The following is a 12,014-nucleotide window of genomic DNA, read 5'->3' on the forward strand; positions in this document are numbered from 1 at the left end:
AAAAACCCTTTTATGATTTGATTAAAAATGCTAACATTTTACTTTAAAACATTGAAATTAGGGAAGTATTTTGAAAGTAGCCCCAAGCCTTTTGAGTGCTGATTTTATGTGCTTGGCACAAGAGTTAGAGAGTGTGAATAACGCCGATTTTTTGCATGTTGATGTGATGGATGGGCATTATGTGCCTAATTTAACCATGGGTCCTGTTATTTTAGAAAATGTTGCACAAATGTGCAAAGTGCCTTTAGATGTGCATTTAATGGTAGAAAATGCGAGTTTTTTTGTAGAGCTATTTGCCCCTTTAAAACCACATTTTATTAGCATTCATGCAGAAAATGAAAAGCATCCCCACAGAGTGTTACAACGCATCAAAAATTTAGGCATAACACCCGGAGTGGTGCTAAACCCCCACACGCATGAAGAGAGCATTAAATATTTATTAGAAAGCGTAGGTTTAGTGCTTTTAATGAGTGTCAATCCGGGCTTTGGCGGGCAAAAGTTTTTAGACTTGGTGTTAGAAAAATGCTTGAAAATCAAGGCATTAATGAAGCAATATAACCCTAGCTGTCTTTTGGAAGTGGATGGGGGCGTGAATGACAAAAATATTCTTCAGCTTAAAGAAGTAGGCGTAGATATTGTGGTCTCTGGAAGCTATATTTTTAAATCAAAAAATCGTAAGCTTGCCATTGAAGGCTTACAGAATGTTAGAAAATCTCTTGCATAAAGATATTCAAGTATTAATCGCTCGCTTAAAGCATCAAGATATTTCCTTAAGCACGCTTGAAAGTTTGCTCTCTCGCCTTGTTTGTGATGAAATCAATTTGGAATACTTAAAGGCATGTGGGTTGAATTTCATGGAAACTAACGACAATTTAATCACGCTCAAAAACCTTAAAACCCCCCTTAAAGATGAAGTTTTTTCCTTTATTGATTTAGAGACAACAGGCTCTTGCCCCCTAAAACATGAGATTTTAGAAATTGGAGCTGTGCAGGTTCAGGGGGGGCAAATCATCAATCGTTTTGAAACTTTTATTAAGGTTAAAAGCGTGCCAGATTATATCACTGAGCTTACAGGTATTGCTTATGAAGACACCTTGAACGCTCCAAATATCAAAGAAGTTTTACAAGAATTACGGCTTTTTTTAGGCAATAGCGTGTTTGTGGCTCATAACGCTAATTTTGATTACGCTTTTTTGGAGCGGTATTTTGTAGAGAAATTGCATAGCCCGCTATTGAATTTGAAGCTTTGCACTTTGGATTTGGCTAGGCGTTCTATTTTGTCTATGCGTTATTCTTTGAGCTTTTTAAAAGAGCTTTTAGGATTTGATATTGAAATTAGCCATAGGGCTTATGCAGATGCATTAGCTAGTTATAGGCTCTTTGAAGTGTGCTTGTTGAACTTGCCTAGTTACATCAAAACAACAATAGATTTGATAGATTTTTCTTGCTGTGCGAAGACCTTAATCAAAAGACCTCCAAGGGCTTTCAAAAACTCTCAAAGCTCTAAAAGTTTCCCTTTATTTGAAAGAGTTCAAGATTTTTCAAGACCAAAGCCGACAACAAGCCCCCTTGAGTTGGCTTTGTTTTAAAAATAAAGCCTTTAAGCTTTAGCCCACAATATCTAGCAAATGCTCTTCATGCCATAACTCAATTTCTTCTTCTTCTAATTCAAACGCCTTAGACCTTTGCTGGCTTTGATAGTGTTTGGGAGAGCCTTCTTCAGAATTTTTATCGCTGATAGCTTGCGTATTTTCTAACGCCCTTGTTTCTTGGGCTAATTCAAGCTTGTTTTGAAAACTTTGTGCTAAGTCTAGCATATCGCTTCTTGCACCTTGCTGGATAGCGGAGTTCAAAGGGGCGTTTTGGTTGATATAAGTTACATTACCTAGAGCTGACACACCCATATTAAACCTCCTTGAGTATGTTTTAAGTGTCCTTTAAGGTAATAGTTCGGTATTTTGAGTAAATAACATTAGCTCCTTTAATCATTTTGACAAATTTTCGCTGTGTGTAGTCAATTTCGTAACTACTAAACACATCTTTTTGCATTTTGATTAACATTTTGGCTAATTCTAAGATAATTTCATCTTTGGGCGTGTTCTTTTGGCAAAAAACGATTAAATGCGAGCTAGGAATGTCTCTAATATGCATCCATAAATCATTCGCCCTTGCATCTTGTAATAGCTTCACATTCTCTTTTTGGTTTTTCCCTAAGCCGATTTTAAAATCCTTGTAATACAGCACTTCATACCCACTCATAGGGCGTTTAATCTTAGGGTTTTTAACCGGCATAAACATGTCTAAAACGCTTCCTTCTGAAGCTTCTTTAACATAATTGATTTGGTGTTCTTTAAAGGCGATTTTTTCCTTTAAATTCTCTTCTTCTAAATACAGAAATTGTGATTTTTGTTTCTTCTTCTTGCTAAGAGTGAATTTTTTGTTGATAAAGGCGTTTAAAGGCATGCTATTATCAATTTCAATCACGCATTCTTTATTTTCAAAATCTTTTAAAGTAACGCTATTTTGGTGTTTGTTGATTAAATGCTGGTAGGTTAGTAACAACGACGCTTGAGTTTGCAACTCTTTAGCTTCTAGCTGTAATTTTTTGGGCTTTTCTAGTTTTTCTAATTTTTCACTCAAGCGTTCTTTTTGGGTGTTCAATCGTTTGATGATTTGATTTTTTTTGCGTTCTAATTCTTTATGCTGGTAAAACAAAAAATCTTTTTCTAAAATTTCTAACAAGCCCTTAAAATCCAAACACTCTTCTTTGTGGGCGTATGTGTTAGGGGGCAATGTGCCTAAAATATCGTTTTTGGCTACCCTGTCATTAAAACGCAAGGCTTCTATGACGCATTTTTCTTTATCCAAAATAATGAGATTCGCTTTTTTGGGAATGAGTTCTAAACGCAAGATAAAATTTTCACTCTTATAAGCTAGGTTTTTAAAGCCCTTGATTTCTAAAATTCTGTCGTTGTCAATCATGTTAGCTTGTAAAATTTTGGCGTTTTTAGTGAATTTATTCAAGCAAGAATCTAAGGCTAGAGTGTTTTTCAAAACGCTTTCTAGTGGTTTTTGAGACAAGCCGATATAAGGCACATTGAAGTCTAAAACAAAGGCGTATTTTTTAGCATCTTGACAAAAAGTCTCTAAAAGAAACTGAGCTTGGTTTAATCGCTTGAGATTAAAGCTTGTTTGGGTGTTTAAAAATTCGCTGAATTTTTTTAGAAGAAAAAATTTCATTCTTGCACCTTTAATTTTTCCTTAGCAAAAGAGATGGCACTCTCTATATTTTCGCTCCCCCCTATCATGCGTGCGATTTCTAAAATCCTTTCTTCGTTATTAAGCGTTTTTGCAACGCTTTTTTGATTTTCTTTGAAGACTAGAATATGGTTTTTAGCCACCGCTGGAATATGGACTTGGTGCGAAATGGCAAAGATTTGTGAATGGCTACTCAAAGTTTCAAGAGCTTTAGAAACCGCTAAACTCTCTTCGCCACTTAGATTTGAATCCATTTCATCTAAAACTAACACGCCTTTAAAATCCTTTAAAAACTCCATTTCTAAAAGCATGAACGCTAATCTCAAACGGCTGTATTCTCCAGAACTTATTGTCTCTAACTTAGAATTTTGTAAATTTAAAACGAGTTTTTGAATGCCTTTTTGACTCATAGGGGCTTCTTCTAAGCTCAGACTAGGGCTTTTTAAAAGCAACTCTTTAGCCTTAGTGTGTAAAAGGGCGTTAAAAAGAGACAAATGCTCTTCTCTAAAACCGCTCACTTGCTCGCATAATTTCAAACATTCTGTTTTTAAAATTTCTATTTCTTTGTGGTAAGTTTCATAATTGTTATCAATTTCTTTTAAACTATGAAGTTCTTTTTTAACAGCATCTAAACGCTCTTTAGCATGCGTAATGCTCCCATAATCTTTGATTATCCCACCTACTATGCTTAATCTCTCTAGCACTTTTTCAATATCCAAATGCTCGCATTCTTCTAATTTAGCCTGCTCTTTTTCTAATAAAGCACTCGCTTCCATTAATGCACTTTCCAAAAATGCAGCGTTTTCGCCTATGCTCTCTAAAGCATGCGTAATTTTATGGGTGTTGTCTAAAACCTGTAAAGCAAGGGTGATTTTATCGCTCAACTTTTCCTTACTAGAGAGCAACTTTTTTTGCTCTAAAAGCCGTTCGTATTCATCTTCTTTTAAATCCAAGCGTTCTAATTTCATTTTTTCAAAACTCAAACGCTCTTCTAAATCTTTAGCAAAACGCTTTTTATCTTCTAAGAAACGCAGCTCTTTTTCTAGCTTTTCTAAGCTCATAAACTTCTTTTCAAGCTCGTTTAAAAGGGGGCTAAACGCCTGATTTTTATGCATAATATAGCCATCTAGTAAGGACAGCATTAAATTTTCATTAAGTTCATTTTGACTGAATCTGTCGTTTGATAGGCGTTTGATTAAGCCTTTTAATAATTCTTTAAGCGTGTTTTTAGACAGGCTTGTTTGGTTTAAAAAGTAGCGTGTTTTTTCTTTTTTAATCACGCTTAGGACTAAAGGTTCGTCATTGTCTTCTCTAAAAATGCCGTATTTTTCAGTGTCTAAAAAGGGAGCGACAAATTCCACTTCAATATTTAAAGCGTTGCTTTCTTTAAGCCCAAACGCCCCTAAAAGGCTTGTGATTAACACACTTTTGCCCACTCCACTAGCCCCACTAATTGCACTCAAGCCGTCTTTAAATTCTAAATCCAGTTTTTCAAACACAGCGTTTTGACACACTTTTAAGCGTGTGATTTGAGCGTTATTAAAATCTTGCATACCTTACTCTTTTATCTTTTTCTTTTTACCTTTTTTTGCTAGGGCTTTCCCCCCATAATAGCTTTTCTTTAAGCACTTTAAAATAATCTCTTGAGTTTTTTTGCAAGAGCTTGGTGGTCGTGGGGCTTTTTTGAATGTATAGTTTTTGGTGGGCTTTCAAATCATAAGTCGCTTGCCCATCAATGACTACAAGAGCGTCTTTATTCACGCAAAAACTCAAGCAAAACTCCGCCCCTAAAACTAGGGGGCGTTGCGTTAGAGAGAAATCGCATAAGGGTGTTACAATATAGCTTTGGCTTAAGGCATGCACGATAGGTCCATTAGCACTCAAATTATAGGCGGTTGAACCTAGTGGCGTGGCAATGATAAGCCCATCGCCTTTGTAGGTGTTAAAGGGCGTATGGCTTACACAAGCTTGTATGTCTAAAACCCCTAAAGCTTCTTTTTTGGCAATCACAATTTCATTGATGGCGTAAAAATAGGTTTTTTCAATACGCCCTTCCAAGGCTAAATGTTCTTCTAATTTAACTGCATTTTGCTTGAGTGCTTGTAAAAAACTTTTTAATTCGTTCAATTCAATAGCGGTCAAAAACCCTAAATTCCCCATTCTAACCCCAAAACAAGGCTTGTTGTCAAGGTGTATCATTCTCAAAGCCCCAAGCATGGTGCCATCACCCCCTAAGCATAAAAATGCATCGGTTTTTTCTATAGCGTTTTTATCTCTTAAATCATCAATGACAAAGCTTTCAAACCTTTCCTTTTCTAAAAGTTCTAAAACAAGCTCTTTAGCTTTGATAATCTCTTCAAAAAAAGGGTTTTGAGAATGAGTGGGACGCACAAATACGCCTATACTTTTTATTATCTCTTTCATGCGTATTATTGTAGCTTAAACCTTAAAACAAATTTTTAAATCCCTCTATTTTGAGCCTAAATTACAAAAAGAATGTTTATCTTTCATTGATGCGTAATTTTTTTAAGGTTTTTTAATTCTTTTTTGGGTATTCTTTTTAGAGTATAAATTATGTTTTAAGGGAGTATATGTATGAAAAACTTTTTTTCTAAACCGATGTGTTTGTTGGCTCTTGCAGGCTCTATGAATGTGGCATCAGGCATGGATAATAACGGCGTTTTTATAGGGGCAGGTTATTTGCAAGGGGTTGCACAAATGCATGCCAATATCCATTCTCAAAAACAAGCCACTAACACTACTATTAAGGGCTTTAATGTAAAAGCAGGGTATCAATTTTTCTTTGGAAAATACTTTGGCTTGCGTGCTTATGGATTTTTTGATTATGCCCATGCAAATGCTCTCAAGCTTAAAAACCCTAACTATAAGGGTGTTCCTAGTGATATTGAAAAAATATCAGACACACTCCATAGTATTCAAGATGGTGCAAATCAAGTAAGCAGTATAGCTCATCAAGCTAGTTCGATGGTTTCTAATGTGCAAGGCAATCAAATTTCTGAAGAAGCTTCTCAAATCGGTAGCTATCAGAGTCAAACGCAAAACACTTTGAATCAAATCACTGGAATCATGAATAAATTTAATCCCCAAACTTTTGAGCCAAACATGCTCACTTATGGGGGGGCTATGGATTTGATGGTCAATCTTGTCAATAATGGCATTATGAGTTTGGGGGCTTTTGGTGGGGTGCAATTAGCCGGAAATTCATGGATTATGGCAACGCCTGATTTTGTGGGTGTGTTATCTACTCAAATGCGCGTGAGCAAAAAAGCCACTTCTTTTCAATTTTTATTCAATGTGGGTGGACGCTTAAGGATTTTAAAGCATTCTAGCATTGAAATGGGTGTCAAGTTCCCTATGCTTAAGAAAAGCCCTTTTATCACTGCAAAGAATATGGATTTAGGGTTTAGGCGTGTGTATTCATGGTATGTGAATTATGTTTTCACTTTCTAGGGCATACCCCCTAGAGCTTTAGCACGCTTTCAATTAAATTGATGAGTTCTCTTTCTCTTTTCTGCAAGCTTTTAGGTGTCCATTCTGTGTATTTACATACATCATGGCTTGTAATGTAGTAGCAAGATTTAAGGCTAAAAATTTTCTTATTTTCTAAAACAACGCTTTCGCCCATATAAATCTTTTTCTTTTCGTTAAAATCCCTATTTAGTGCTTCTTTGTTTTTCTTGCCCCTTAAAAGCGTGAGATTAGCTAAAGAATGCGTATAAATCTCTCTTTCTAATTCGTTAAAGTCTCTTATCCACTGGCTTAAGGGCTTAGGATTTTGGGGCAGAACATGCTCAATGTGTAATTCGCTATCCATTTTAATGTAATTAGGGTTAGGGTTATCGCTGATAAAATATTCTACTAAGATTAAAACTGGTTTAAGCCATGAGCTTTTTTTATTGTAAAGCTTTTCGTATAATTTAGAGTCTTTTAAATTTTCCTTGAAATATTGGGTTACTTTATAATCATTAAGGTATTTAACCATAAGCTTTTCAATCTCTTTAAGGCTTTTCTTTTCCTTTAAAGTAGTGATGATGTTGCAGCAAGTTTGTGCGATTTGTGAAGTTTTACGCCCAGCAACCCAGTTTTGATAAAAAAATTTAGTGGTTAAAATTTTAAGCTCTTTAAAATCTTCGTATTCATAATGCAATAAACTTGATACAAGAATAATTTTACAATAATCAGAAGTTTCATAAGACAACAAATAAGCGTATTTATCTTGCATCTCTAAAATCTCTAAATAAGCGTTTAAAAATTCTTCTACGCTATTAAGGTATTTTAAAGGGGTTTTATTAAGCTTATTAAACCAAGTAACCAGCCTTTTATCCATTTTTTCTCTAGAAGTTACCGGATTTAAATACATCAAATACAAGCTGAATAATCTTTCTATCTTTAAATCATTATCCAAGCATTTTTGATACAAATCATTCCATCTAGACACAAAATATTCTTGCTCATATTCTTTAGTTTGTCTTAATAGCTCCGCCTTAAAAATATCTAACGCGCTCAAAGGCAAACCCCTAGCGTTTAAAACATTAAAAATCCTTAACGCCATATCCGTATTAGGGCAAGTCATTTTGATAAACACCACTTTATCATAAAGCCAAGAAATAAAATCATTGATTTCTTTAATTTCTTTCTTAAGGAGATAGTCTTTTAAAAACACAGCGTTTTTTAGGTAGTTATTCTTATTATCATTCATAGGGGCGTTATCAAAATGTTCTAAAGCGTAATGAAAATCTTTCTTAGAGTTAAACCCTAGAGCAAAGCTTAAGCGCTCCCTTTTTTCTCTGTGTCTATCGCTCAAACTCTCTTGCAAACATTCTTTATTTTCAGCGTCTAAATGCGTGTCATAAAGGGTGGCTAAAACTTTAGAGAGCAATATAAAAGTGCTTAAGCGTTGTTGACCATCCACTATATCATAGGTTTTAGCACTAGAATTAATTAAAACTAATGAGCCACAAAAATAATCGCTTTCTTTTTCTAATGCATAGCTTAAAAACAAATCTTCTAAAAGCTGTTCGCATTGCTCAACGCTCCATTGATAAGGGCGTTGGTAATTAGGGATTTGATAATAAAACTTATTTTGTGCAACTAAAATATCCCTCAAACTAGAATTTTCGCTTTCAATTTTTGCCATAAAATTTCCTTAAAAAACTTTAAAAATTTTAAGAAATTATAGCATTTTAAAAAACGCTTCGTTTTTAATCTTAGGGTTATTATTGAATGTTTAAATGAGGAGCAAAAAGTTAAAATCCCTTATTTAAAGGGGTCAAAACTTCGTTAAAAAGAAATTTAAAATAGGAATTAAACCTTAAATTTATTTAATTCTTTATCCAAGCTTTCTGCCATTTGTTTTAGCGATGTGCTGGCTTGAGCTAAGGAATTCACGCTTTCAATATTGGTTGCAGTGAGCTTGTCAATGTTTAGGACTTCCCCTACAATTTGTTGGGCATTCGTAGCCACTTCTTTAAAGTCGTTGGTGTTTTCTAAGGTGGAGCTTATCACTTCTTTAATGTTATTAACATTTTTATCCAAAGAGCTTTGCAATTCTGTAGACTTGGTAGAAATTTCTACAATATTTTGGGAATTGTGGTGTAAATCTTTAGAAATGCTTACCACACTTTGTACCACTTCATTAATAGTGCCATGGATTTCGCTTAAAGAAGTCTGGGTTTTTTCAGCGAGTTTTCGCACTTCATCTGCTACTACCGCAAAGCCCCTGCCATGTTCACCTGCTCTTGCGGCTTCAATAGCGGCATTTAGAGCGAGCAAATTAGTTTGAGCCGCAATTTCAGAAATAATGGTTAAAACATTTTTAATATTTTCGGTATTTTTAGAAGCTTCTTCTAAACGCACTGAAAACTCTACGCTTTGTTGAGCGTTTGTGCTTAAATTAGCGCTAAAGATTTCTATAGCATCACGCACAGAGATAAGATTGGTGCCGGTCTCATTTAGATTAGCGCTATTAGTTTGGGCGATTTCTAAATTATGGCTGATTTTATCACTCATTAAATGCCCACTATCTATGGTTGTTTTTACAAGATTAGCGCTTTGAGTAGAGTTTTGACTCACCACGCTAGAAGCCAAGTTGAGCGTGCTAGCAATTTCAGTGTTTTGAGCACTTAGTTGCTTGATGTTTTTAATGATATTTTGTGTTTTATCTAAAAAGAGATTGATATTGTATGAAATGTTTGCAATTTCATCTTTGCCTTTAACAGCGATACGCTTAGTCAAATCCCCATCTTTTGAGACCAAATCTATAATCAAATCACGCAAATTCAAAAGCGGAGCGCATAAAAATTGCGTCAAGACAAACACAACTCCTAGCACAAAGATAAGCCCAACAATGAATGCAATCACTAGCTTTTTTTGCAAGATTTTTAAGCTTTCAAAAACCTTATCTTCTTTGACAGAAGCAACAATCTTCCAGCCAAGCTCTGGCACAGTGGTATAGAAATTCAAATAATTAGTGCCTTGATAATTGATAGCGGTATTTCCTGAATTGGTGTTTAGCATATGATTGACAAAAGCGGTGTTATTAGGCAACACTTCTTTTAAATTTTTTCCTTGCTCAAACAGGCTTGAACCTAAAATATTTCCGAATCTATCCACATAATGAATGGGTCCATCTTTAAAAGCGGAGTGTTTGGCTGCATTATTAACCATATCTAGGGTTAAATCCATAGCCACAACGCCAATAATCTTATTGTCTCGCTTTACTGGATAGGCGTAAGTGAAAATGAATTTTTGACTGAAACTATCAATATAGGGGGCGGTAGTGATAAGCCCATTAGCCTCTTTTGCCATTTTGTACCAAATGCGTTTTGTAGGGTCGTAGTCGCTCTTACCTAAAGAATCGCTTAAAATGGTGCGTTTATCCTCAAAGCCTACATACGCTTCTAAGACAGCCATAGAGTCCTTGCTATAGCTTAGATAGCTTTGCACGGTAGCGATATTATTTACATCAATTTTACCTAAGCCTATAGCTAGAGTTTTGAGAGTGGTTACAATGTCTTTGTTCCACCGCTCTATAGGGTTAGATAAAATGCTAGTCATTCTCGTTAAATTCTTTTGTATGCCTCTAGTCATGTTATCTTTGACTTGCATTTTTACTACACCAAAAACGGATACAAAAACAATCAACAATAAAATTGTCAAACAAAGTAAGATTTTTGTCTTAATGCTCATGCTCTCAGCCTTTCTGTTATTTTTGAAAACCCACAAGAATTGTAACATTAAAAAGTGTTTTTTTTTTTTTTTGAAATTTTTATATTTGTAATAAATTTTTAGAGTGTTAAAAAATTGAAATCCTGTGATGGCTTAATAGGAGAGGATAGAGTATCGCCCCAAAAATTGGGGGCTAATAGGGGAGAGACCTTACTTCTTAAAGTTTTCCATAGATTTTTTCATATCAATGACATAGCGGAAATTACCTTGACCATTTAGGAGCTTGTCCCAAGTCGCATCAATTTCTTGACCGGTTACTAGCTCAATTTCAGGATAAATGCCATGTTTAACAGAGAAATCCATCATTTCTTGAGTCTCTGCCACACCACCAATCCAAGAGCCATAAACTTTGTGATTACCAGAGAATAACACTAAATCACCAAAGTCTAGGTTTCTTTGTGGGTCTTTTGGTGGAATCCCAACAATCGCCACTTCACCGCCATATTTTAAGAGCTTAGTATAAGCTAATAAATCGTATTGTGTGGGAATGCTAGAAATGATTAAATCAAATTTTTCTTTGCACTCTTGTGTGCTAGTATAGAAATGAGTTGCCCCCATATCCATTGCCATTTGTTTTTTCTTGTCATTTCTTGCAAATACGCTCACTTCTGCACCCATAGCTACTGCATATTTTAAAGCCATATGACCCAAACCACCAAAGCCTGCGATGCCTACTTTAGAACCTTTGGTAACTTTAGAGAATTTCAAAGGTGAATACACAGTGATTCCTGCACAAAGTAGTGGCGCTGCTTTATCTAATGGAGCCTCTTTAGGAATAGAAATTGCAAAGTTTTCGCTCACTACGATGTTATTAGAATACCCACCATAAGTAGGCTCATTATTATGGAAAGTATCTTCCCAGCTATAAGTATAAACGGTTTTGCCGTTTTCACACCATTGCTCTTGGTGGTCATGCTTACAAGTATGGCACTCGCCACATGAATTAACCATGCAGCCCACACCCGCATGGTCTCCTACTTTAAATTTAGTTACTTTAGAGCCAACCGCAGTTACTACACCAGCAATTTCATGTCCTGGAACCATAGGATAAATACCAGGTAGCCAATCACTATGAGCAAAGTGAATATCTGTATGACAAATGCCTGAGAAATGCGTATCAATGACAATATCATATTCACCCATGGCGTGGCGAGAATGCTCCCACTCGTGGAACTTTCCGTCTTTACTATCTACGGCGAAACCTTTAAAAGGCACTCTTTCGTTATTACAATTGCAAGTATTGCACATAAAAACTCCTTAAAACATAAAAATATCATTCAGTCTCTATTGTAGTTTTAACAACAATAAAATGGTAAAAATGGATTTTTGTGTGTTTCTGTAACCGTCAAACAGGTTCAAAAAGAAGAGTGTTTGTGTGTTTCTGTAACCGTCAAAAATTTAGCAAAAACTATTAAAGGCTAAATGTAAGCGAAATGTTAGGGCATTTATGCTTAAAACTACCTTAAGCAACCATCCCACCCACTCATTTAGGACTTTGAATGAAAACG

General features: G+C 35.3%; 10 protein-coding genes. 3 read left to right on the forward strand and 7 right to left on the reverse strand.

Annotated features, from left to right (window positions below):
* Positions 1-70: 70 nt before the first annotated feature.
* Positions 71-724 carry a ribulose-phosphate 3-epimerase gene (rpe, locus tag HCD_RS04740; protein ID WP_014659452.1) on the forward strand — a complete coding sequence of 218 codons (654 nt, stop codon included), beginning with the start codon at positions 71-73 and terminating at the stop codon, positions 722-724.
* A complete protein-coding gene (locus HCD_RS04745; RefSeq protein ID WP_014659453.1) occupies positions 702-1,589 on the forward strand; it encodes a 3'-5' exonuclease in 888 nt (295 codons plus the stop codon). The genes rpe and HCD_RS04745 overlap by 23 nt, the downstream gene beginning before the upstream one ends.
* A gap of 18 nt (positions 1,590-1,607) precedes the next feature.
* Here the strand turns inward: HCD_RS04745 and HCD_RS04750 are convergent, their stop codons facing one another.
* Genes HCD_RS04750 through HCD_RS04765 form a run of 4 tightly spaced genes read right to left on the reverse strand, consistent with a single transcriptional unit; the run spans position 1,608 to position 5,682 of the window.
* On the reverse strand, positions 1,608-1,904 hold the full coding sequence (locus HCD_RS04750; RefSeq protein ID WP_014659454.1) for a hypothetical protein: 297 nt from the start codon (positions 1,902-1,904) through the stop codon (positions 1,608-1,610).
* A gap of 22 nt (positions 1,905-1,926) precedes the next feature.
* Positions 1,927-3,240: an NFACT family protein gene (locus HCD_RS04755; RefSeq protein WP_014659455.1), complete on the reverse strand. Its 1,314-nt coding sequence runs from the start codon at positions 3,238-3,240 to the stop codon at positions 1,927-1,929.
* Positions 3,237-4,811, reverse strand: a complete 1,575-nt coding sequence (locus HCD_RS04760; protein WP_014659456.1) for a DNA repair protein RecN — start codon at positions 4,809-4,811, stop codon at positions 3,237-3,239. The genes HCD_RS04755 and HCD_RS04760 overlap by 4 nt, the downstream gene beginning before the upstream one ends.
* 25 nt (positions 4,812-4,836) lie before the next feature.
* Positions 4,837-5,682 carry an NAD(+)/NADH kinase gene (locus HCD_RS04765; protein WP_014659457.1) on the reverse strand — a complete coding sequence of 282 codons (846 nt, stop codon included), beginning with the start codon at positions 5,680-5,682 and terminating at the stop codon, positions 4,837-4,839.
* A gap of 171 nt (positions 5,683-5,853) precedes the next feature.
* Here HCD_RS04765 and HCD_RS04770 point away from each other — a divergent pair, with 171 nt between their 5' ends.
* On the forward strand, positions 5,854-6,729 hold the full coding sequence (locus HCD_RS04770; RefSeq protein WP_014659458.1) for an outer membrane protein: 876 nt from the start codon (positions 5,854-5,856) through the stop codon (positions 6,727-6,729).
* Positions 6,730-6,739: 10 nt separating this feature from the next.
* Here HCD_RS04770 and HCD_RS04775 read toward each other — a convergent pair whose 3' ends face one another.
* The 3 genes from HCD_RS04775 to HCD_RS04785 form a co-directional block, all read right to left on the reverse strand.
* Positions 6,740-8,416, reverse strand: coding sequence for a DUF262 domain-containing protein (locus HCD_RS04775; RefSeq protein WP_014659459.1), 1,677 nt, complete (start codon positions 8,414-8,416; stop codon positions 6,740-6,742).
* A 167-nt stretch (positions 8,417-8,583) separates the two neighbouring features.
* On the reverse strand, positions 8,584-10,515 hold the full coding sequence (locus tag HCD_RS04780) for a methyl-accepting chemotaxis protein (protein ID WP_144005846.1): 1,932 nt from the start codon (positions 10,513-10,515) through the stop codon (positions 8,584-8,586).
* A gap of 141 nt (positions 10,516-10,656) precedes the next feature.
* The gene (locus HCD_RS04785; protein ID WP_014659461.1) at positions 10,657-11,754 is read right to left on the reverse strand and encodes an NAD(P)-dependent alcohol dehydrogenase; all 1,098 of its coding nucleotides are present in this window, start codon (positions 11,752-11,754) and stop codon (positions 10,657-10,659) included.
* Between the last annotated feature and the right edge of the window lie 260 nt (positions 11,755-12,014).

Origin of the sequence: Helicobacter cetorum MIT 99-5656, from assembly GCF_000259275.1 — a bacterium.
GTDB lineage: Bacteria > Campylobacterota > Campylobacteria > Campylobacterales > Helicobacteraceae > Helicobacter > Helicobacter cetorum.